This is a genomic window from Pedobacter sp. Leaf176 (assembly GCF_001424305.1).
GTDB lineage: Bacteria > Bacteroidota > Bacteroidia > Sphingobacteriales > Sphingobacteriaceae > Pedobacter.
In genome coordinates, this window is record NZ_LMPD01000008.1 from 31,378 (window position 1) to 51,609 (window position 20,232).

Annotated in this window: 27 protein-coding genes; 24 read left to right on the forward strand and 3 right to left on the reverse strand. The window is 38.0% G+C overall.

All coding sequences use genetic code 11. The features are described from left to right. The first annotated feature begins 69 nt into the window (after positions 1-69). The 6 genes from ASF92_RS19925 (at position 70) to ASF92_RS19955 (ending at position 7,511) form a co-directional block, all read left to right on the forward strand. Positions 70-2,880 (forward strand): TonB-dependent receptor, encoded by a 2,811-nt coding sequence (locus ASF92_RS19925; protein WP_056097503.1) that lies wholly within the window; start codon positions 70-72, stop codon positions 2,878-2,880. Positions 2,881-3,572: 692 nt separating this feature from the next. After that, complete coding sequence (gene rpsL, locus ASF92_RS19935) at positions 3,573-3,986, forward strand: 30S ribosomal protein S12 (RefSeq protein ID WP_008244597.1); 414 nt, start codon at positions 3,573-3,575, stop codon at positions 3,984-3,986. A 17-nt stretch (positions 3,987-4,003) separates the two neighbouring features. After that, positions 4,004-4,471 carry a 30S ribosomal protein S7 gene (gene rpsG / locus ASF92_RS19940; protein ID WP_056097505.1) on the forward strand — a complete coding sequence of 156 codons (468 nt, stop codon included), beginning with the start codon at positions 4,004-4,006 and terminating at the stop codon, positions 4,469-4,471. Between the two features lie 134 nt (positions 4,472-4,605). Continuing rightward, a complete protein-coding gene (fusA, locus tag ASF92_RS19945; RefSeq protein ID WP_056097506.1) occupies positions 4,606-6,720 on the forward strand; it encodes an elongation factor G in 2,115 nt (704 codons plus the stop codon). Between the two features lie 140 nt (positions 6,721-6,860). Then, positions 6,861-7,166, forward strand: a complete 306-nt coding sequence (rpsJ, locus tag ASF92_RS19950; RefSeq protein ID WP_008244591.1) for a 30S ribosomal protein S10 — start codon at positions 6,861-6,863, stop codon at positions 7,164-7,166. Between the two features lie 96 nt (positions 7,167-7,262). Then, on the forward strand, positions 7,263-7,511 hold the full coding sequence (locus tag ASF92_RS19955) for a hypothetical protein (RefSeq protein ID WP_056097507.1): 249 nt from the start codon (positions 7,263-7,265) through the stop codon (positions 7,509-7,511). Between the two features lie 47 nt (positions 7,512-7,558). On the opposite strand, the gene ASF92_RS19960 is transcribed toward ASF92_RS19955, so the two are convergent. Then, complete coding sequence (locus tag ASF92_RS19960; RefSeq protein ID WP_056097508.1) at positions 7,559-8,218, reverse strand: response regulator transcription factor; 660 nt, start codon at positions 8,216-8,218, stop codon at positions 7,559-7,561. A gap of 253 nt (positions 8,219-8,471) precedes the next feature. On the opposite strand from ASF92_RS19960, the gene ASF92_RS19965 reads away from it, so the two are divergent. Further along, positions 8,472-8,729 (forward strand): hypothetical protein, encoded by a 258-nt coding sequence (locus tag ASF92_RS19965; RefSeq protein ID WP_056097509.1) that lies wholly within the window; start codon positions 8,472-8,474, stop codon positions 8,727-8,729. 56 nt (positions 8,730-8,785) lie between these two features. Here the strand turns inward: ASF92_RS19965 and ASF92_RS19970 are convergent, their stop codons facing one another. Continuing rightward, complete coding sequence (locus tag ASF92_RS19970) at positions 8,786-9,154, reverse strand: hypothetical protein (protein ID WP_056097510.1); 369 nt, start codon at positions 9,152-9,154, stop codon at positions 8,786-8,788. Positions 9,155-9,268: 114 nt separating this feature from the next. On the opposite strand from ASF92_RS19970, the gene ASF92_RS19975 reads away from it, so the two are divergent. Continuing rightward, positions 9,269-10,612 (forward strand): deoxyguanosinetriphosphate triphosphohydrolase, encoded by a 1,344-nt coding sequence (locus ASF92_RS19975; RefSeq protein WP_197413345.1) that lies wholly within the window; start codon positions 9,269-9,271, stop codon positions 10,610-10,612. Between the two features lie 216 nt (positions 10,613-10,828). Further along, entirely contained in the window at positions 10,829-10,993 is a 165-nt protein-coding gene (locus ASF92_RS21105) for a hypothetical protein (RefSeq protein WP_157264004.1), read from the forward strand. Positions 10,994-11,116: 123 nt separating this feature from the next. Here ASF92_RS21105 and ASF92_RS19980 read toward each other — a convergent pair whose 3' ends face one another. Further along, positions 11,117-11,728 carry a hypothetical protein gene (locus tag ASF92_RS19980; protein ID WP_056097511.1) on the reverse strand — a complete coding sequence of 204 codons (612 nt, stop codon included), beginning with the start codon at positions 11,726-11,728 and terminating at the stop codon, positions 11,117-11,119. An 84-nt stretch (positions 11,729-11,812) separates the two neighbouring features. Between ASF92_RS19980 and ASF92_RS19985 the strand changes: the two genes are divergently transcribed. The 15 genes from ASF92_RS19985 to rplN all read left to right on the forward strand — a co-directional run bounded on the left by ASF92_RS19985 (position 11,813) and on the right by rplN (position 20,231). Further along, entirely contained in the window at positions 11,813-13,069 is a 1,257-nt protein-coding gene (locus ASF92_RS19985) for a prephenate dehydrogenase (protein WP_056097512.1), read from the forward strand. Between the two features lie 30 nt (positions 13,070-13,099). Continuing rightward, complete coding sequence (locus ASF92_RS19990) at positions 13,100-13,456, forward strand: hypothetical protein (RefSeq protein WP_056097513.1); 357 nt, start codon at positions 13,100-13,102, stop codon at positions 13,454-13,456. 105 nt (positions 13,457-13,561) lie between these two features. Then, complete coding sequence (locus tag ASF92_RS19995; protein WP_056097514.1) at positions 13,562-14,395, forward strand: sulfite exporter TauE/SafE family protein; 834 nt, start codon at positions 13,562-13,564, stop codon at positions 14,393-14,395. Then, the gene (locus ASF92_RS20000) at positions 14,395-14,790 is read left to right on the forward strand and encodes a DUF1634 domain-containing protein (RefSeq protein ID WP_056097515.1); all 396 of its coding nucleotides are present in this window, start codon (positions 14,395-14,397) and stop codon (positions 14,788-14,790) included. Before ASF92_RS19995 ends, ASF92_RS20000 begins: the two co-directional genes overlap by 1 nt. 170 nt (positions 14,791-14,960) lie before the next feature. After that, a complete protein-coding gene (rplC, locus tag ASF92_RS20005; RefSeq protein ID WP_056097663.1) occupies positions 14,961-15,578 on the forward strand; it encodes a 50S ribosomal protein L3 in 618 nt (205 codons plus the stop codon). 4 nt (positions 15,579-15,582) lie between these two features. Beyond that, positions 15,583-16,212 carry a 50S ribosomal protein L4 gene (gene rplD / locus ASF92_RS20010; RefSeq protein WP_056097516.1) on the forward strand — a complete coding sequence of 210 codons (630 nt, stop codon included), beginning with the start codon at positions 15,583-15,585 and terminating at the stop codon, positions 16,210-16,212. A gap of 1 nt (position 16,213) precedes the next feature. Further along, a complete protein-coding gene (gene rplW / locus ASF92_RS20015; RefSeq protein ID WP_056097517.1) occupies positions 16,214-16,504 on the forward strand; it encodes a 50S ribosomal protein L23 in 291 nt (96 codons plus the stop codon). A 20-nt stretch (positions 16,505-16,524) separates the two neighbouring features. Further along, complete coding sequence (gene rplB / locus ASF92_RS20020; RefSeq protein ID WP_056097518.1) at positions 16,525-17,349, forward strand: 50S ribosomal protein L2; 825 nt, start codon at positions 16,525-16,527, stop codon at positions 17,347-17,349. Beyond that, positions 17,349-17,615, forward strand: coding sequence for a 30S ribosomal protein S19 (gene rpsS, locus ASF92_RS20025; protein ID WP_010599906.1), 267 nt, complete (start codon positions 17,349-17,351; stop codon positions 17,613-17,615). Before rplB ends, rpsS begins: the two co-directional genes overlap by 1 nt. A gap of 7 nt (positions 17,616-17,622) precedes the next feature. Then, positions 17,623-17,985, forward strand: a complete 363-nt coding sequence (gene rplV / locus ASF92_RS20030; protein WP_056097519.1) for a 50S ribosomal protein L22 — start codon at positions 17,623-17,625, stop codon at positions 17,983-17,985. Positions 17,986-17,994: 9 nt separating this feature from the next. Further along, complete coding sequence (rpsC, locus tag ASF92_RS20035; RefSeq protein WP_056097520.1) at positions 17,995-18,843, forward strand: 30S ribosomal protein S3; 849 nt, start codon at positions 17,995-17,997, stop codon at positions 18,841-18,843. A gap of 40 nt (positions 18,844-18,883) precedes the next feature. After that, positions 18,884-19,306, forward strand: coding sequence for a 50S ribosomal protein L16 (gene rplP / locus ASF92_RS20040; RefSeq protein ID WP_010599903.1), 423 nt, complete (start codon positions 18,884-18,886; stop codon positions 19,304-19,306). A 74-nt stretch (positions 19,307-19,380) separates the two neighbouring features. Continuing rightward, the gene (gene rpmC / locus ASF92_RS20045; RefSeq protein ID WP_056097521.1) at positions 19,381-19,593 is read left to right on the forward strand and encodes a 50S ribosomal protein L29; all 213 of its coding nucleotides are present in this window, start codon (positions 19,381-19,383) and stop codon (positions 19,591-19,593) included. Positions 19,594-19,606: 13 nt separating this feature from the next. Next, a complete protein-coding gene (rpsQ, locus tag ASF92_RS20050) occupies positions 19,607-19,861 on the forward strand; it encodes a 30S ribosomal protein S17 (protein ID WP_010599901.1) in 255 nt (84 codons plus the stop codon). Between the two features lies 1 nt (position 19,862). After that, on the forward strand, positions 19,863-20,231 hold the full coding sequence (gene rplN / locus ASF92_RS20055) for a 50S ribosomal protein L14 (protein ID WP_010599900.1): 369 nt from the start codon (positions 19,863-19,865) through the stop codon (positions 20,229-20,231). Position 20,232 lies beyond the last annotated feature (1 nt).

The window sequence follows — 20,232 nt, forward strand, 5'->3', positions numbered from 1 at the left end:
TGTTGTGTCTTATAGTTGTTAGTGACATCAAAATCCTGGCATCGACCAAACAAAAATTAAAATTTAGATATGAAAACCTTTTTATTTGCCATTCTATGCGTTTTATCTACGAAAGCCTTCGCACAACAAACCGTTACAGGCAAAATAATTGATGGCAAAACAAATCAACCGATAGAATATGCCGGCGTAATTTTATCAGCTAAAGCTGATTCAACCAAAAAGATTGGAGCGGTTTCAAATACTGCGGGCGAATTTGTGTTTTCATCAGTAGCCGCAGGGGAGTACAAGATAAAAATTTCAGTAGTTGGTTATAATTCGATTATCAGAAATGTGTCCGTTGCAGGCAAAAGTTTAGATTTAGGCGCTATCAGATTGGAAGAAGACGCCATTTCGTTAAAAGATGTAGCTGTAACCGGACGGCTGGCAACCGCGACAGTGAAAAAAGATACTATTGAATTTAATGCAGATGCTTATAAAACTCGGCCTAACGCTGCTGTTGAAGACTTATTGAAAAAGTTACCAGGTGTTACCATTGATCAGGATGGAAGCATTCTGGTTCAGGGACAAAAAGTGACCCGCTTAACCGTGGATGGAAAAGATTTTTTTGGTACGGACCCTAAAACAGCGACAAAAAATCTGCCTGCTGATGCGATTGCGAAAGTACAGCTTATCGATAGTAAAACACAAGAAGCAAAAGCTACAGGAATTGACGATGGTCAGCGGGAAAAGGTTTTAAACTTAACAATTAAGGAAGACAAGAAAAAGGGTTGGTTTGGAAATGCCAACTTAACCGGCGGCACAACCGATAAATATAGTGGTTACCTGAGTGCAAATCACTTTAATAAGAACCTTCAGTTTGCGGTTTTGGGCATGACTAATAATACCAATGATGCAAGCTTCGGTTTTGACGACTTAAGTAGTTTTAGTGGTGGTAATATCGGTAACATTTTTGCACCTCCGGCAGGTGGCAGTTTTTCTATAAATGGTAATAATGGTAAGGCAACTATTGGCGGAAGCGGTGTTTTCGATAATAATGCTATCGGCCTCTATAGCACGCACAGCGGCGGAGTGAACTACAGTAACAGCTGGGGCAGGAATAATAAACTGGCCATCAGCGGAAGTTATTTTACCTATTTTTCGTCCGGACTGGGGAACAAGGTGTCGAATATACAGGATTTGACATCGGGCGATATTTTAAGAACGCTGGATAATACAGATAGAAATAGCGATAACAAAGCACATCGTTTCAATTTTAAGGCTGAATACCATCCGGATTCTTTAACAGACGTAGTTTTACGTCCGAACGTGATTTTAAATAATACAACCAATATTAGTAACCGCTTTTTCAACTCGGTTTTTGATAATACAGGTAAAGCAAATGATGGTACGCAATATTATAATCAGCATAATTTTACGCCCTCATTATTTGGCGAGTTTGCAGTACTTCGTCGGTTAAGTAATAAAAAAGGTTCCGTTTCCATTCGCTTAAACGGCACTCAAAACACTTTTAAATCCGATTGGATAAATAAATCACTGCTTAATCAATATGTAAGTGGATCGGCAACGGTTACCAATACCAATCAGGAAGCAAACCAGGAAAATGCCGCAAAAACCTATACAGGAAATGTAAATTATGCAAGGCAGCTGAATGCAAAATGGAGTGCAAACGTTGGCTACGCGTACACCAAAAGTCTAACAGATGCTGCACAAACTACCTTTGATTACAATCCGGCCACAGGAAATTATGAAATCATTGTACCTTCATTAACCAACACTTTTGATAATAAAAACAGTTTGCAAACGGCTGGTCTTGGGTTTATCTATACAGGAAAAGACTGGACTTACAATTTTGGTGTTAATGCACAGGAAAGTGCTTTAGATGCAAAGGTTTTTAATAATGTTGGTTCAAATACAGAGACTATCGAGAAAGCGTATTACAATCTGCTGCCGCGCTTAACCGTAAACTTTAAGAATAAAGCAAATCAAACACTGGCAATAAATTACAGGGCAAGTGTAAATTTACCATCGGTTACCGACCTGCAGCCAGTTCAGAACAATACGAACCCGCTTTACCAGCGCCAGGGTAATCCCGATTTGGAGGCAAGGAAAAATCACAGGCTATCGGTTAACTTCAATACATTTAGTCCGGATAACAACAGGTATTGGAACGGGTACTTTCTCTATAATTTAGCTTTTGATGATACAGGAAACAACATCACTTACAATAATGGTGTTCAGTTCGTTAAACCTGTTAATGTTGATGGAAACTATTATGTAAGAGCCGGAACTAACTTTGGTATGCCTTCTAAAATTAAAGGTCTGAGAATGAATTATGGCGCAAACATTTTTACAGAACACCGAACAAGTTTTATCAGCGATGAAAAAAATATAACGAACCGTTATGAAATCGGGCCAAATATCAACTGGAGTTATGATGTTGAAGATAAATTTAACGCCGGAATATTTGCATACGTAGGTTATACTAAGGTGAATAATTCACTGGAGGCCGCAGTTGATAATAAATATTATACACTTAATAATACGCTGAACTTAAGTTATGAATTCATTAAAAACCTTCGTATTGAAGCAGATTTAAATCATATTGGATCGGCTGGAAGATCGGATGGTTTCAATAACAACTATTTTTTGCTCAACGCGGGGATTAACAAATACATTATGGAGCGCCGGATAACTTTAAGTTTAAAAGGCTTTGATATTTTAAAGCAAAATACATCGATTGACAGGATTGTAAATAGCAGCCGAATCGAAGATGTTCGCTATAATAATATTACCAGATATTTCTTTTTATCGCTTAACTATAAGCTTACAAAAGTAGGCACGAATAAAGAGCGCAACAATCCAAGGAGCACAGTTAACTAACAATAGATAAAGTCTGTCGCCGTAGTATAATGATTTAAGGCTAATGGGTAATATTTACAAGGATTTGCTTGCCAAATCTATGATGAAATTCATACCAGCTGTATTAATGCTATTATCTTTTGGTTTTTCATTTGCAAGGAACGTAAATTCAAAATGTTAACAGCATAAGCTATGGCACATCATTTGGGTTGTGTGCTGGCTATTGCTTTCAAAATTTTTAATTAGTAATCTGAAATTAACTTCAAAAGTAAAACAGACAGGCGGCAGATAGTAAAATCTGCACTAAACGAATTTTTCGAAAGCCGTGGCCGAAATAAAAGATTGTTTAATGCGGATAAAGTTCGGCTTTACCTGAATTATCGGTTGCCCGGATTGTGCTGACGATAGTGCAGCATCTGTTTCTTTAAAGCCGATGGAAAACAGTATAAATATATTTGAGTATGAAAAGTACCCTAAGAGCTGTTTGATCAAGCAAATAGCTGCCTGAGCTTCTCTCGTTTTTAAAGTGCCGGTAAAAAATCCGCAAGTGCTTAGTCATCAACTATAAATTCATAACAGCGAAAGAAAATTTTTTGTGCTAACCCCTTGATTTTTAAAAAGAATTGTTCTACTTTTGCAGTCCGTTTTATAGGCTATCTGCAAGGATGCCGGGGGAGCGGTAATTTTTTTAATAAAAAACATAAAAAAGCACAATGCCAACCATTCAACAATTAGTTAGAAAAGGTAGAGTAGCACTGGAGTTCAAGAGTAAGTCTCCAGCGTTGGACAGCTGTCCACAGCGAAGAGGTGTATGTACACGTGTGTACACCACTACCCCTAAAAAACCAAACTCAGCAATGCGTAAAGTAGCCCGTGTTCGTTTAACGAACGGTAAAGAGGTGAATGCATACATTCCTGGAGAAGGTCACAACTTACAGGAGCACTCAATCGTATTGATCCGTGGTGGTCGTGTTAAAGATTTACCAGGTGTACGTTACCACATCATCCGTGGTGCATTAGATACATCAGGTGTAGCTGGTCGTAACCAACGTCGTTCAAAATATGGCACTAAACGTCCTAAGCCAGGACAAGTAGCTGCGGCGCCAACAAAAGGTAAAAAGAAATAATCGGGAGGAAATAAGAAATGAGAAAGTCAAAACCAAAAAAGAGAATTATTCTTCCTGATCCAAAATTTAATGATGTTCAGGTAACCCGTTTTGTAAACAATATGATGTACGATGGAAAAAAATCTATCGCTTACTCTATTTTTTATGATGCTGTTGAAATTGCTGAGAAAAAAGCAGGTGAAAACGGTTTAGAGATATTCAAACGTGCTTTAACTAACATTATGCCAGCTGTAGAGGTTAAATCTCGCCGTGTTGGTGGCGCTAACTTTCAGGTTCCAACTGAGGTTAGACCAGAGCGTAAGACAGCTCTAGGTATGAAATGGTTAATTTTATACGCTCGTCGTCGTGGTGAAAAAACGATGAAAGAGAAATTAGCTGGCGAAATCGTTGCTGCTGCTAAAGGTGAAGGTGCTGCTGTTAAGAAGAAAGAAGATACGCATAAAATGGCTGAGGCTAACAAAGCGTTCTCTCACTTCCGTTTCTAGTAGTTTATTTACAAATTAGTAAGATTACACAGATTTAATTAGAAGATTATACTGATTAGATAAATTACACCGATTTGTTGTTTAACATAATCGGTGTAATCATTTAAAATCAGATAAATCAACAAAAAAATATAATGGCAAGAGATTTAAAATTTACAAGAAATATTGGAATCGCGGCTCACATTGATGCAGGTAAAACTACAACAACGGAGCGTATTCTTTATTATGCTGGTGTAAGTCATAAAATTGGTGAAGTGCACGAAGGTGCTGCAACAATGGATTGGATGGCACAAGAGCAAGAGCGTGGTATCACAATTACTTCTGCTGCAACTACGGTTGATTGGAATTACAGAGGTCAAAAATATCATGTTAACGTTATCGATACCCCAGGACACGTGGATTTTACCGTAGAGGTAAACCGTTCATTACGTGTATTAGATGGTTTAGTGTTCTTGTTTTCTGCAGTTGATGGTGTTGAGCCTCAATCAGAAACTAACTGGCGTTTAGCTAACAACTATGCAGTTCCTCGTATTGGTTTCGTTAACAAAATGGACCGTTCCGGAGCTGACTTCTTAAAAGTGGTTAAGCAAGTTAAAGATATGTTAGGTAGTAATGCAGTTCCATTGCAGTTGCCTATCGGTTCTGAAGATGCATTTAAAGGTGTGGTTGATTTAATTAACAACCGTGGTATTGTTTGGAATGAGCATGATAAAGGTATGACCTTTACTGAAGTGCCAATTCCTGATGATATGTTAGATGAGGTTGCGGAGTGGAGAGAGAAATTACTAGAATCAGTAGCTGATTATGATGAGACTTTGATGGAGAAATTCTTCGAAGATCCTAACTCAATTACTGAGCGTGAAATTTTAGATGCTTTACGTGCAGCTGTTTTAGATGCCAAAATTGTTCCTATGGTTTGTGGTTCATCTTTCAAAAACAAAGGTGTACAAACTATGCTTGATTATGTGATGGAATTATTGCCTTCACCTATGGATAGCGAAGGTGTAATTGGTACTAACCCAGATACTAACGAAGAAGTTTTATTAAAACCAAGCATTAATGAGCCATTTGCAGCTTTAGCATTTAAAATTGCAACTGACCCATTTGTAGGCCGTTTATGTTTTATCCGTGTTTACTCGGGTAACTTAGAAGCTGGTTCTTACATTTACAATGCTCGTTCTGAAAACAAAGAGCGTATTTCTCGCATCTTCCAAATGCATGCTAACAAGCAAAACCCAGTGCCTAACGTTGCTGCTGGTGATATTGCTGCTGTAGTTGGATTTAAAGATATCAAAACTGGTGATACACTATGTGATGAGAAACACCCAATCGTTTTAGAATCTATGGATTTCCCTGAGCCAGTTATCGGTTTAGCTATTGAGCCTAAAACTCAAGCTGACGTTGATAAATTGGGTATGGGCTTAGCTAAATTAGCTGAGGAAGATCCAACATTCAGAGTACAAACTGATCAAGAAACTGGTCAAACTGTAATCTCTGGTATGGGTGAGCTTCACTTAGATATCTTAATTGACCGTTTAAAACGTGAGTTTAAAGTAGAAGTTAACCAGGGCGCGCCACAAGTAGCTTACAAAGAGGCAATCTTTGGTTCTACTCAACACCGTGAAACATACAAAAAACAATCAGGCGGTCGTGGTAAATTCGCGGATATCCAGGTTGTTATTTCTCCAATCGACGCCGATTTCGAAAAAGGTGGTTTACAATTTGTAAACGAAATTACAGGTGGTTCAATTCCACGTGAATTTATTCCTTCAGTAGAAAAAGGATTTGCTGCGGCAATGGCGAATGGTGTTTTAGCAGGTTATCCACTTCCAGATATGAAAGTACGTTTGATTGATGGTTCATTCCACGCAGTCGATTCAGATGCTTTATCATTCGAGCTTGCTGCCCGTATGGCATATCGTGAGGCTTTACCTAAATGTAAACCTACCTTGATGGAGCCAATCATGAAAATCGAAATCTTAACCCCTGAAGAAAACATGGGTGATGTTATCGGTGATATGAACCGTCGTCGTGGTCAATTACTAGGTATGGATACTCGTAACGGTGCCCAAGTAATTAAAGCAACTGTGCCTCTTTCTGAAATGTTCGGTTATGTAACGCAGTTACGTACCATCACATCAGGCCGTGCAACTTCTACCATGGAATTTGACCACTATGAAGCTGCGCCTAAAAACGTACAGGATGAAGTAATTGCTAAATCCAAAGGCAGAGTAAAATCTGAAGACTAATATTAGTATCAAGATAAAAGTATCAAGTATCAAGACCGGCATTGAGTCTTGATACTCGATACTAAATACTCGCTACTAGAAAAGATAAATCCGATTTCTGTTGTTAATAGCTCTAACAGGAAATCACAATTAAAAATAAGATGAGCCAAAGAATCAGAATTAAGTTAAAATCTTACGATTACAACTTGGTAGATAAATCTGCTGAGAAAATCGTGAAAACTGTTAAACCTACGGGTGCAGTTGTAAGTGGACCAATTCCACTTCCTACAGAGAAAAAAATCTTTACTGTTTTACGTTCTCCACACGTAAACAAGAAAGCAAGAGAGCAGTTTCAATTATGCGCTTACAAACGCTTATTAGATATTTACAGCTCCAACTCTAAAACAGTTGATGCTTTAATGAAACTTGAATTGCCTAGCGGTGTTGAAGTTGAAATCAAAGTTTAATTGACTTTAAAAAACTGGAAGCCCTTGATGTGAATCAAGGGCTTTTTTTATAATTCGAATTCTGAAACAAAAGCTTAGGGTTTAGGTTTAGTTTATATGAGTAAGCAAGAAAATAAACAAGAAAATTCACCTGTTGAAGGACAAGATTTCGCTGATCCTAAGGAAGAACTAAACGATAAACCTTCCTCGCATGGAGAAGTGGCGAATCAAAAAGGTAGCGACTTTTCTGAGCTTGAAGAAAGTAGAATGGACAATCCGCCTAAAGAGCGGGATACAAATGGCTCTGAAAATTCAGGGACAGATACCCATGCAAATACCCAAAACCAGGAAAATGGAATAACTTAGATTACCCAATTTCCTGGTAAAGAATTATTTTATTGCAGTTTTGAATTTTAATCTATAATCCGGTTCCGGATAACAAAGCTTATTAAAGCAGCAGTGTTTTTAGTACCTGTTTTTTCTAATAGATTCTGTCTGTTGCCCTCAATAGTTCTCTTACTTGTAAATAATTTTTCAGCAATTTCGCCGTTGGTGAAGCCTTGAGCGATTAGAGTCAAAATTTCTATTTCCCTTTTTGAGATGTCGCCGTTTAACTTGTTCTGGGGTGAACCTGCAGCATACCGATCGTTGACTTGCGTCAGTAATTTAAGGGAAATGCCTGTGCAAATGTATTTATAGCCCGAAGTAATTTGCTTTATAGCAAAAATTATCTCGTCTATATTTACGTTTTTTAACAGATAGCCGCTAGCACCGGCCTGAAGAGATTTTACAACATATTTTTCCTGCTCCAGCATGGTCAGAACCAATACCTTAATTTTAGGATAGTCATCACTTAACGTGTTAATGAGTTCCATGCCATTCATATCAGGCATGTTTATATCAGTTAAAACAACATCAGTGTCAATACCTGATTTCAATAGTGTTAAAACTTCTTCACCGTTTTTGGCTTCGGCTATGATTTCGATGTCATGTTCTTTTTCGAGGAGTGCAACTATTCCATTTCTAACAATGGTATGGTCTTCTGCAAGTAGTACTTTTATAGGATTTTTCAATTTAATATGGGAAAACTAATAGTTAGACTTTCAAATATCGAAATATTTTAAAACCCCGAAGTGCGTGTTTGTACTTCAAATTATAAGTATAAATACTGAATTGACTTTCGTAGCCTGATTACTAAACACATGGTTTACCGATTTGTTTGATGCCGGTCCCTATACGGTTGCTCTCGGTGCAATATACTTTGAAAGATATAAACCTTTTGATTAACAAATTGTTATTAGATATGTAACGATTTAAGAATACGATATGAATACTAATCTGCATCAGCAACCCGACCGCGAAAGTGGTGTAAACCAAGGAAAAAATGATGATCAGTGGGATAATGATACTTATGGCCACATTGCGGACCCTGATTCATTAAAAAAGAAAAATGAGCCTCAGAATCACGACGAAGAAAACGTTAACGCTTCAGAAAAGTTAAAGAATCAAAATATCGCTTCTGGTGATGAAATTGCTTCCAGAAATCGAAATGAAGATAAAGGTATTGGGGGAAAAGAGAATTAGCGTGTTAAATTCTTTTACACCCCAAGTCCTAAATGGAACCCGGTTTACAGAGCTTATTATATACCGGTATTTAAAACATCATCCTCATCCCGTTGATTCATATCGGTAAGTGGTTTTGTCTCGAAATCTTTAGATGAACTGCCCGTATGGCTTTCGGCACTTTCTATTGTCGGATCCTTATCCGGACTGTTGTAGGTATCATCGCTTAAAGAATCTTTTCCCTGTGTTCCGGAATTATCAAAACCATCTTTTGCATTAGAATTTCCCTCAATGGTTAAATCGGGCTCTTTACCATAGGTATGAACTTCATTTCCCTCGTTCCCTTTTTCATATTCTTTTTGAACATCACTTTTATCCTTAGACTCTTTATCTGAACCTACATAGCCTTCTAAATGCTCATCTTTATTATAAATGCTTGTTTTCATAGTTATAATAGAACACTTTTATTTTAAAATGGTTTTTTGGCTTTTATCCTAAATATTTCGCACTCTTTTTTCCTTTTGTTTAACTTCGCACGTAAATTAAAAAAGCATAAAATAATGGATTGGAAAAGATTACTTTCGAATAAGCGTTTTGGTCAGGAACAATATGGTGCCAGTTCGGATAGGGCCCGTTCAGACTTTCAACGCGATTACGACAGGTTAATTTTTTCTTCGCCATTTAGACGGCTACAAAATAAAACACAGGTATTTCCATTGCCTGGGAGTATTTTTGTGCATAACAGATTAACTCATAGCCTAGAAGTTGCCAGTGTTGCACGTTCTATGGCCAATATATTTGTTAATACCACCGAAGAAAAAAATCCGCAATTATTAAAAGATGTTCCGCTCCTTAATGAGGTGGGAAATATTGTTGCAGCAGCAGCTTTAGCGCATGATTTAGGGAATCCGGCTTTTGGCCATTCAGGTGAAGCTGCGATTTCAAGATATTTTACAGATGGCGATGGACGCGTATACCAAAAACAGATGAGTGATGCGCAATGGCATGATTTAATAAATTTTGAGGGAAACGCCAATGCAATAAGAATTTTAACACACCCCTTAAAAGGAAAAGGTAATGATGCCTATGCATTAACCTATTCAACACTCGCCTCAATAGCAAAATATCCTTGCGCCTCAATAGCTGGGAGGGAGAAAGGCATACTTCACAGAAAAAAATACGGCTTCTTTCAATCGGAAGAAGATAGTTTTAAAAGAATAGCATCTGAATTAGGTTTAGCGCAAGAAGATAGTGAGTATCTGATTTATAAACGTCATCCACTGGTTTATCTCGTAGAAGCGGCAGACGATATCTGTTACAGCATAATCGATTTGGAAGACGCACATCGTTTAAAAATTCTGTCTTATGAAGAGGTTAAAGGATATTTACTGCCTTTTGCAAATTCCAAAACAATAGAAGACAGGTTGCAAAATGATTATGAAGATGATGATGCCAAAATTGGTTTGTTAAGGGCAAAAGCCATAAATACATTAACTGTGGCTTGCGCAGAAATTTTTTACAGGGAGCAGGAAGCCCTCTTACAAGGAACGTTAAATAAAAGTTTAACAGATTTAATTTCGGAGCCCTACATCACGGCCTGGAAAGCCATTGAAAAAGTTTCCATTGAAAGAATATATAATTTCTCTTCAGTAATTCAAAAAGAGGTTGCGGGATATAAAATAATGGCTGGTTTACTGGAAGAATTTGTACCGGCATTAATTCACAATGATACACATTATTATAAAAAACTGGTTAAGCTCATCCCTAAACAATACCATACAGATTTGACAGATATTTATTCGAGAACACAGAGTGTATTGGATTTTGTTTCAGGAATGACTGACTTATATGCTGTAGATTTATATCGGAATATTAAGGGTATATCTTTTCCTTCAGAAACCTGAGTCTGAAATACATCAGACCAACAGGCCGTCTTTTAAATGCGAAATGCCATCTTGAATGATAATATATTTTATAAAATCATATGAGTGCAGCGTAATTGATTTCTTTGCCATACATCACAGTCTTGCCTCGGCTTGCCGCCGCCGAAGGGCTCTTTCTTTTTGGCATCAAAAAGACCAGCGAAGCTAGCTTGAATACAATTGAAAATACGAACACACATGAAAAAACAAAAAATGCCGGCTGAAAATTTTTCTTTTGAAGTCAGTTCTGCGGCTGGAATATTGCGACCCGAAAAATTTGTTAGTCCGGATTTAAGTAAAACGGGGATACCGTGCTATGGCTTAGCTGGGTGGAAATGCGAATTATTTAAAAATGCTGATTAATTATAATTTGTAAGATAACGTCAATGGTAACCCGCCGAGTTACCTTAAAAGATTCATTTAAAGCTTTTCGGCGGGGGGCAAGTGACAAACTCAAAATGTTTGATTTATGATACTCTTATTCGCTTAACGCCTGCCTGCATCATCCCATTTGTTCCGCTCATCCTGTAGTTCTCTGGCAAGCCTCATCTCTTTATCCTTTGCTTTTACTTTATGTGCCTGAAATTCATCGGCAACTTCCTGGTACAATTGCGTTCGGTAGGTAGCTTCTTTTCTGAACTTGCCGGTTTGCAAAATTACTACAGCTAACGCGATGGCAAGTATGATAATTATAGCCCATACTATGGTATTGTACGTCCCTTTATTAAATGATATTCCTAAAAAACTAATTTCATTAACCGAAGCGGTTGCGCTTGCTAAAGAACTTTCTTTACCGGTTACTTCGCCTTTCAAACTTGCGATGTTATCTGCCTGAGCTTTAATTTGCTGCCTTGCTTCTTGTAATTGCTTACGTTCTTTACGCAGCGTATCATTAACACTTTTCCATACCGCAGATAGCCTGGAAGGATTGATTAAACGAGCGCCATACAGGCTTTTTGATTTTTTTAACATGAATTGATACTGACCATTTAAGGATGGGTCGGTATTTTTAGAAGTGTCTTGCTGTGCATGAGCAAATCCGGCGTTTAAAAGTAACAACGCCCCTAAACAATAAAGGATGTGTTTAAATTTCTGCATAGTTTAAATGTAAATGTTAAAATGTAAAACTACATTTTTATACAATTTATTATAAATTAATTTCTGATAGATTACATTTGTTTCATGCAGATAGGAATTATTGGTTTGGGTGATATGGGGAAATTGTATGCCATATCATTTTCAAATGCAGGTTATAAGGTATGCGGAACAGATATGCCTTTACGTTTTAATGATTTAAAAAAAGAACTCGAACCTAAAGGAATTGAAGTTTTAAATGATGGTCATGAGGTTTCCCGTAAATCAGATTTCATCATTTATTGTGTTGAAGCCGAAAAGATTGATGAAGTGGTTTCTACTTTCGCACTATCAACAAAATATGGTGCTATCGTTGCTGGTCAAACATCCGTTAAACATCCTGAAATTGCCGCTTTTGAAAAATACCTGCCTAAAGAAACCCAGATTGTAACCTGCCATTCCTTGCATGGTCCAGCTTTTAGCCCTGAAGGACAAACATTGGTTGTGGTTAGGCACCGTGCAACCGACGAGGTTTATCAAAAAGCTCTGGAGGTTTACAAATCACTCAAATCGAATATTATCGAGTTAGACGATTACAAAGAACATGATCGGATTGTAGCCGATACGCAGGCCGTAACGCATATGGGTTTCGAAAGTATGGGATCGGCCTGGAAAAATGCTGGTTTTTTTCCCTGGGATAACCCTGCTTACGCCGGTGGAATCGATAATGTTAAGATTTTGACTACGCTTCGGATTTTTAGCTACAAATCGCACATCTATGCAGGGCTAGCGATTTTAAATCCGTATGCCCAAAAGCAAGTTAAATATTATGCCCAGGCCGAATCTGAGTTATATAAGTTGATGATTTGTGAAAATGAAACGGAATTCCGGACAAAAATTTACGCTGCCCGCGATTTTGTATTCCATGAAAGCCGTAACCTTTTGTTACTTGATGATAACATCATGAAAGAGTTCAGCTTATCAGATGCGGAGCATAAACAAAAGCCAAATTCGCACCTTAGTTTATTAAGTATGGTTTATGCCTGGTACAAGATGGGTGTAAACCCTTACGATAATTTAATCTGCCAGACGCCCCCTTTTAAACTGCGCCTGGGCATCGCCGAATATCTGTTTAAAAATGAAGCAATGCTGGAAGAGTCTATCCATACCGCTTTGTACGATAAATCCATCCGTGGTGATGATTTGGAATTCCATACTGCCGTACATGAATGGGCATCGATAATTGGATATGGAGATTTAAAAGGATACAAAGAACATTTCGAAGCAGCTAAATCATTTTTTGCAAATAGATTAAATGATGGGAGAGATTTAAGCGCCGAAATGATTAAAAGGCTAGGTAAGTAAGGGTTAGGTATGTTTTTCATCTTTGATTGCATGTATGGAGCTTATTGTATTGTGTTATATAAGCTATTCGGAAAATACACAAGCGAACTTGGTGGGCTAAGGCTTATTCAAGCTTTTATTGTTATGGGCTTTCTTGTTATAGTAATGATGATTTTGCCTGTTTTTAAAGACTTATTGATTTCAGTTCTTGCAGCAATATTTTTTTACCTTATACCTGTATTTTATTATTATTTTAAGTGGAATAATGCAGAATTGAACGTAGCAACAGAACAATTTAGAAGTCGCCCTAAATGGGTAAAACTTATTTTCTTGAGTTTCATTTGGCTGGTTTTTATTTTTCCAATTTTGATTTTTCTTGCAATTATCACCGATAAAATTATATGCTAAACACCATTTTCCGTCGCCCGTTTTACATATTCCATATACCATATAGACTTTATTTTATTCCCTGATTATTTCGTTTAGCCAAAAAGCGCGCCTTATATTTGCCGCATGTCGGTATTATTATTTACCATTATCGTTTTACTGGGTGCTTTTTTAGCGGGTTTATTAGGCTCACTGACTGGATTGGGCGGAGGGGTAATCATCATTCCTTTATTAACGCTAGCTTTAGGTGTTGATATTCATTACGCAATCGGTGCGTCGATTGTTTCAGTAATTGCAACTTCCTCAGGTTCGGCGGCGGCATATGTTAAAGAGGGTATTACGAACATCCGGATTGGGATGTTTCTCGAAATTGCGACAACAGTAGGTGCAGTTTGCGGCGCTATTGTGGCCGTTTATTTAAATGCAAATTATATTGCCATCATTTTTGGCTGCATACTTATTTTTTCAGCAATCATGACGTTGAAGAAAAAGGTAGACCATTCTACTTTGGACGAATCTGATAAGTGGGCAAAATTTTTTAAGTTAAACGGTTCATATCCTGATAAGGGCATAGAGCATAAATATGCCGTTAAGCATGTTCCTGGTGGTTTCTTAATGATGCTTTTTGCAGGAACGCTTTCAGGTTTGTTGGGTATTGGCAGTGGGGCATTAAAAGTTATCGCAATGGATAATATCATGCGCTTACCTTTCAAGGTTTCTACCACAACCAGTAACTTTATGATGGGCGTAACGGCAGCAGCAAGCGCAGTTGTTTACTTACACCGTGGACAAATAGATCCGGGCATCGCAATGCCGGTGTGTATCGGCGTTTTAACAGGTGCATCGTTGGGTTCTAAAGTCTTATTAAAAACAAAAACTGACAAGCTGAAAATCGTATTTGCAATTGTAGTTACTTTTCTGGCTTTACAAATGATTTATAAAGGTATAAGCGGATTATAATGAGTAGTACAGAAAAGAGAAATCTAAACGATAAAGACATTCAGGTCATACTTGGAACGCTGCTACGTGCCGGCGTGATTATCTCCATGAGTATCGTCTTAATTGGAGGGGCGATATTCCTTGTCCACAACCAAGGGGGCATCACTGACTATAAAGTCTTTAAACCTGAACTTTCCAATTTTTCGTCAATTGCGGCTATTTTTAAAGGTGTTTTGACCTTCCAAGGTGATGCAATTATTCAGTTTGGTATCCTGATGTTGATCTTTACGCCCATAGCCCGGATCGTTTTTGCTGTTTTTAGCTTTTTAATAGAGCGTGATTACCTCTATGTTCTCATTGGTTTTATCATATTGGCCATCATAACCATCAGTTTAAATGGTGGTTTGGCGCATTAGCTTATCTTTTTAGCTAACTCCCGATCTATCAGCAAATTATTTGAAAAAATATTTAGCTAACTATTTGAAAATTAATAATTCTTGCCTATCTTTGCCGTCCCTTTCGGGGGATGAACAACCACCTTGAACGAAGCCCTACTGCTTCGATGGGTGTTAAATTAAAAGATAAAATGTCAGGAATTATTGGAAAAAAAGTAGGAATGACCAGTATCTTTGATGCAGATGGAAAAAACATTCCATGTACTGTAATCGAGGCTGGGCCTTGTGTAGTTACACAAGTGAAGACCGAAGAAAAAGACGGGTATTCATCTATTCAGTTAGGATACGATGAGAAAAAAGAGAAAAACACAACTCAACCGTTAAAAGGCCATTTCGCGAAAGCAAACACAACTCCAAAACGCAAGCTGGTAGAATTTGATTCGTTTACAACTGCACTTAATTTAGGTGATGTTGTAACTGTTGATTCTTTCGTAGAAGGCGATTTTGTTGATGTTGTAGGTACCTCAAAAGGTAAAGGTTTTCAAGGTGTTGTAAAACGCCACGGATTTGCCGGTGTTGGTATGCAGACTCACGGTCAGCATAACCGTTTACGTGCCCCTGGTTCATTGGGAGCATCATCATTCCCATCACGTGTATTCAAAGGAATGCGCATGGCTGGAAGAACAGGTGGAGACAGAGTAAAAGTTCAAAACTTACAGGTTTTGAAAGTTTATGCTGAGCAAAACCTATTAGTAGTTAGTGGTTCCATTCCAGGAGCTAAAGGTTCTTACGTAATCTTAGACAAGTAATCAGATGGAAGTTAAAGTATTAAACATTTCAGGTAAAGAAACAGGTGCCAAGGTGCAACTTCCTGAATCGGTATTTGGTATCGAGCCTAACGACCACGCGATTTATTTAGATGTTAAACAGTATCTGGCTAACCAACGTCAGGGTACTCATAAATCTAAACAACGTAATGAGATTGCTGGTTCGACCCGTAAACTATACAAACAAAAAGGTACAGGTGGTGCAAGAGCAGGTAGCATTAAATCTCCGTTATTTAACGGTGGTGGTCGTGTTTTCGGTCCTCAACCACGTGATTACAGTTTTAAATTGAACAAGAAATTAAAATCATTAGCACGTAAATCTGCTTTAGCTTATAAAGCCAAAGATAACAACGTGGTGATTTTAGAAGATTTCAGCTTCGATACAATTAAAACTAAAAACTATACAAGTTTATTAGCTGCGTTAAACGTAGGTACTCAAAAAACTTTGTTGGTTTTACCTTCACAAAATAATAATATCTATTTATCAAGCAGAAACGTTGAGAAAACTAAAGTAATCACTGCGGCAGATTTAAATACTTATGATGTATTAAACGCTGGTGTACTTGTGTTAACTGCAGATTCTGTTAAAACTTTGGAGGAGGCATTTGCCAAGTAATATGGAAATTTTAAAAAAACCAATATTAACCGAAAAAGCTTCAGCTTTAACTGAAAAATTAAACGTTTTCACGTTCAGCGTAAACCACAAAGCGAACAAATTGCAAATCAAATCTGCAATCGAAAAACTTTATGGTGTTACCATCACTTCAATCAATACTATGGTTGTAGACGGTAAAGCTAAATCACGTTATACAAAAGCAGGTTTTGTTTCAGGCCGTAGCCCGAAATACAAAAAAGCGATCGTAACGTTGAAAGACGGTGAGACAATAGATTATTACGCAAATCTTTAATTTAATTATTAATTATAACTATGGGCTTAAGAAAATTTAAACCAGTTACTCCGGGAACCCGCTTTAGAGTTGGTGCCAGCTTTGCGGAGATTACAGCAACCAAGCCCGAAAAATCATTGGTTGTATCATCAAAAAAGTCTGGTGGACGTAACAACACAGGTAAAATGACTATGCGCTACATGGGTGGTGGTCATAAAAAATCATATCGTTTAATCGACTTCAAACGCGATAAATTCGATATTCCTGCTACAGTAGCTACTGTAGAATACGATCCAAACCGTACTGCCCGCATTGCATTATTAAACTATGCAGATGGCGAGAAGCGTTACATTATTGCTCCTGAAGGATTACAAGTTGGTTCGGTATTATTATCGGGCGATACTGCAGCTCCGGAAGTAGGTAACACTTTAAAATTATCGAACATTCCATTAGGTTCTATTATCCACAACGTGGAGATTCACCCTGGAAAAGGAGCACAATTAGCTCGTAGTGCAGGTGCATACGCACAATTAGCTGCCCGCGATGGTAAATATGCGACTTTAAAAATGCCTTCTGGCGAAACCCGTTTAATCCTGACTACTTGTCTTGCTACTATCGGTGCTGTATCTAACTCAGATCACGCAAACGAAGTATTAGGTAAAGCTGGTCGTAAGCGTTGGTTGGGCCGTCGTCCGAGAACAAGACCGGTAGCGATGAACCCTGTCGATCACCCAATGGGTGGTGGTGAAGGTAGATCATCAGGTGGTCACCCTCGGTCAAGAAATGGTGTTTTAGCTAAAGGCTACAAAACCAGAGAACTTAAAAAATATTCTAATCGTTACATCATAGAGAGAAGGAAGAAATAATGGCTCGTTCGATAAAAAAAGGACCTTATATTGACCATAACGTAGAGAAAAAAGTAAACTCTATGAATGATTCAGGCAAAAAGTCTGTAATCAAAACTTGGTCTCGTAGATCAATGATTTCACCAGATTTCGTTAATCATACATTTGCAGTACACAACGGTAATAAATTTATTCCTGTGTACGTAACAGAAAACATGGTTGGTCACAAGTTGGGAGAATTTGCTCCAACCAGAACATTCAGAGGACACGCTGAAAAGAAAAAATAATTAGACAATGGAAGCAATAGCAAAATTAAACAATTGTCCAACCTCACCGCGTAAGATGCGTTTGGTTGTAGATCTTATCAGAGGTGAACGTGTAGAGAAAGCATTAAGCATTTTAAAGTTTACCAATAAAGAAGCAGCAATAAGAGTTGAGAAATTATTATTATCTGCTATCAAAAACTGGGAATCTAAAAATGAAGGTGCCCGCCCTGAAGAAAACCAACTGTTTGTAAAAACAATTATGGTAGATGGTGGCCGTCAGCTTAAACGCTTACGTCCGGCTCCTCAAGGCCGTGGATATAGAATTCGTAAACGTTCTAACCACGTAACGCTGATTGTAGATAGTAAAAATACAGAAACAACTCAAAACTAATTTTAGGAAATGGGACAAAAAGCAAATCCAATAGGTAACAGGTTAGGTATCATCAAAGGATGGGATTCTAACTGGTTCGGTGGCAACAACTACTCCGATAAATTAGTTGAAGATGAGAAAATAAGAAAATACCTTTCTGCCCGTATTGCTAAAGGTGGTGTTGCAAAAGTAGTTATCGAGCGTACGTTAAAACGTATCACTGTAACTATCCACACAGCTCGCCCGGGTATTGTAATCGGTAAAGCAGGTGCTGAGGTTGATAAAATCAAAGAAGAGTTAAAGAAATTGACTAAAAAGGAAATTCAAATTAACATTTTCGAAATTAAACGCCCGGAACTTGATGCACAATTAGTTGCAGAAGGTGTTGCAAAACAATTAGAAGCAAGGATCTCATTCCGTAGAGCAATGAAATCTTCTATCGCATCGACCATGCGTATGGGTGCTGAAGGTATTAAAATCATGACTTCTGGTCGTTTAGGTGGTGCTGAGATGGCACGTACTGAGCAGTACAAAGAAGGAAGAGTGCCTTTGCATACATTCCGTGCTGATATCGATTACGCTTTAGCAGAAGCTTTAACTACATATGGTAAAATAGGTGTTAAAGTTTGGATTTGTAAAGGTGAGGTTTATGGAAAACGTGATTTGTCTCCAAACATTGGTGCAGCAAACAACGGTCCTAAAGGCGCATCTGATAAACCAGCTTTTGGTGGAAGAGATAACAGAGGTGGCGGAAACGACAGACGTGGTGGTAATGACAGACGTGGTGGAAACCAAGGTGGTGGTCGTGGCCCAGGTCAAGGCGGTCCGGGTGCAAACAGAGGTGGTGGCGCAGGCGCTAACAGAGGTCCTCGTAAATAATTGATTTATTAACATCGTTTAACGATTAGAACAAAATAAAATGTTACAGCCAAAAAGAACGAAGTTCAGGAAGATGCAAAAAGGCAGAATGAAGGGTTTAGCTTCACGTGGAGCTGAATTAGCATTCGGATCTTTCGGTATCAAATCTTTAGAAGCAACTTGGATTACAAGTCGCCAGATAGAGGCTGCCCGTATTGCCGTAACTCGTTTCATGAAACGTGAAGGCCAGGTATGGATCAGGATTTTCCCGGATAAACCGGTAACTAAAAAACCTGCTGAAGTACGTATGGGTAAAGGTAAAGGTGCTCCTGAATACTGGGTTGCAGTAGTAAGACCAGGACGTGTAATTTTCGAAGCTGAAGGTGTGCCTTTAGAAGTTGCTAAAGAAGCATTACGTTTAGCAGCACAAAAATTACCAATCCAAACCAAATTTGTAGTACGTAGAGATTACGTAGAAGCATAGTAAAGTTGTTGAGTTGAATGTTGTAAATACTTGTTTATTATAACCGCTACACTCAACCGTAAAGAAAAATAAAAATGAAAAATTCAGAAATCACAGGGCTTTCAAAAGAAGAATTAGTAGCTAAGATTGCGGAAGAAAAAGAGAACTTGTCAAAATTAAAGTTCGCTCATACTATTTCAGCTATCGAAAATCCTTCACGCATTGCAAAAGTAAGGAAAGACATAGCCCGTTTAAACACTGAACTGACTAAAGTGAAAAACGCTGAGTCAGCTACTGAAACTAATTAATTTGAGAGTCGAAATGGAAAGACAATTAAGAAAAACAAGAACCGGGTTAGTGGTAAGCAACAAGATGGATAAATCTGTTGTAGTGAGCGTGGAACGTAAAGTAAAACACCCGATTTATGGTAAGTTCGTAAAGAAAACTACCAAATTTATGGCTCACGACGAGAAAAACGAATGCGGTATCGGAGATACAGTATTGATTATGGAAACTCGTCCTTTGAGTAAAAACAAGAACTGGAGATTGGTACAAATTTTAGAAAGAGCTAAATAAGATGGTACAACAGGAATCGAGATTAAACGTTGCTGATAACAGCGGCGCAAAAGAAGTATTGGTAATTCGTGTGCTAGGTGGAACCGGCAAACGTTATGCTTCAATTGGTGATAAAGTGGTTGTTACTGTAAAAAGCGCTTTACCGTCAGGTAACATTAAAAAAGGTACAGTTTCTAAAGCAGTTGTTGTAAGAACAAAAAAAGAAATCCGTCGTAAAGATGGTTCTTATATCCGTTTTGACGATAATGCTGCTGTATTATTGAACGCACAGGATGAGCCAAGAGGTACACGTATCTTTGGCCCGGTTGCGAGAGAACTACGTGAAAAACAATTCATGAAAATTGTATCATTAGCACCGGAGGTATTGTAAA

Bases quoted from the DNA above. Each gene is read 5' to 3' on its own strand.
- ASF92_RS19925 (WP_056097503.1), top strand. From the start codon at position 70: ATGAAAACCTTTTTATTTGCCATTCTATGCGTTTTATCTACGAAAGCC.
- rpsL (WP_008244597.1), top strand. From the start codon at position 3,573: ATGCCAACCATTCAACAATTAGTTAGAAAAGGTAGAGTAGCACTGGAG.
- rpsG (WP_056097505.1), top strand. From the start codon at position 4,004: ATGAGAAAGTCAAAACCAAAAAAGAGAATTATTCTTCCTGATCCAAAA.
- fusA (WP_056097506.1), top strand. From the start codon at position 4,606: ATGGCAAGAGATTTAAAATTTACAAGAAATATTGGAATCGCGGCTCAC.
- rpsJ (WP_008244591.1), top strand. From the start codon at position 6,861: ATGAGCCAAAGAATCAGAATTAAGTTAAAATCTTACGATTACAACTTG.
- ASF92_RS19955 (WP_056097507.1), top strand. From the start codon at position 7,263: ATGAGTAAGCAAGAAAATAAACAAGAAAATTCACCTGTTGAAGGACAA.
- ASF92_RS19965 (WP_056097509.1), top strand. From the start codon at position 8,472: ATGAATACTAATCTGCATCAGCAACCCGACCGCGAAAGTGGTGTAAAC.
- ASF92_RS19970 (WP_056097510.1), bottom strand. From the start codon at position 9,154: ATGAAAACAAGCATTTATAATAAAGATGAGCATTTAGAAGGCTATGTA.
- ASF92_RS19975 (WP_197413345.1), top strand. From the start codon at position 9,269: ATGGATTGGAAAAGATTACTTTCGAATAAGCGTTTTGGTCAGGAACAA.
- ASF92_RS21105 (WP_157264004.1), top strand. From the start codon at position 10,829: ATGAAAAAACAAAAAATGCCGGCTGAAAATTTTTCTTTTGAAGTCAGT.
- ASF92_RS19980 (WP_056097511.1), bottom strand. From the start codon at position 11,728: ATGCAGAAATTTAAACACATCCTTTATTGTTTAGGGGCGTTGTTACTT.
- ASF92_RS19985 (WP_056097512.1), top strand. From the start codon at position 11,813: ATGCAGATAGGAATTATTGGTTTGGGTGATATGGGGAAATTGTATGCC.
- ASF92_RS19990 (WP_056097513.1), top strand. From the start codon at position 13,100: ATGTATGGAGCTTATTGTATTGTGTTATATAAGCTATTCGGAAAATAC.
- ASF92_RS19995 (WP_056097514.1), top strand. From the start codon at position 13,562: ATGTCGGTATTATTATTTACCATTATCGTTTTACTGGGTGCTTTTTTA.
- ASF92_RS20000 (WP_056097515.1), top strand. From the start codon at position 14,395: ATGAGTAGTACAGAAAAGAGAAATCTAAACGATAAAGACATTCAGGTC.
- rplC (WP_056097663.1), top strand. From the start codon at position 14,961: ATGTCAGGAATTATTGGAAAAAAAGTAGGAATGACCAGTATCTTTGAT.
- rplD (WP_056097516.1), top strand. From the start codon at position 15,583: ATGGAAGTTAAAGTATTAAACATTTCAGGTAAAGAAACAGGTGCCAAG.
- rplW (WP_056097517.1), top strand. From the start codon at position 16,214: ATGGAAATTTTAAAAAAACCAATATTAACCGAAAAAGCTTCAGCTTTA.
- rplB (WP_056097518.1), top strand. From the start codon at position 16,525: ATGGGCTTAAGAAAATTTAAACCAGTTACTCCGGGAACCCGCTTTAGA.
- rpsS (WP_010599906.1), top strand. From the start codon at position 17,349: ATGGCTCGTTCGATAAAAAAAGGACCTTATATTGACCATAACGTAGAG.
- rplV (WP_056097519.1), top strand. From the start codon at position 17,623: ATGGAAGCAATAGCAAAATTAAACAATTGTCCAACCTCACCGCGTAAG.
- rpsC (WP_056097520.1), top strand. From the start codon at position 17,995: ATGGGACAAAAAGCAAATCCAATAGGTAACAGGTTAGGTATCATCAAA.
- rplP (WP_010599903.1), top strand. From the start codon at position 18,884: ATGTTACAGCCAAAAAGAACGAAGTTCAGGAAGATGCAAAAAGGCAGA.
- rpmC (WP_056097521.1), top strand. From the start codon at position 19,381: ATGAAAAATTCAGAAATCACAGGGCTTTCAAAAGAAGAATTAGTAGCT.
- rpsQ (WP_010599901.1), top strand. From the start codon at position 19,607: ATGGAAAGACAATTAAGAAAAACAAGAACCGGGTTAGTGGTAAGCAAC.
- rplN (WP_010599900.1), top strand. From the start codon at position 19,863: ATGGTACAACAGGAATCGAGATTAAACGTTGCTGATAACAGCGGCGCA.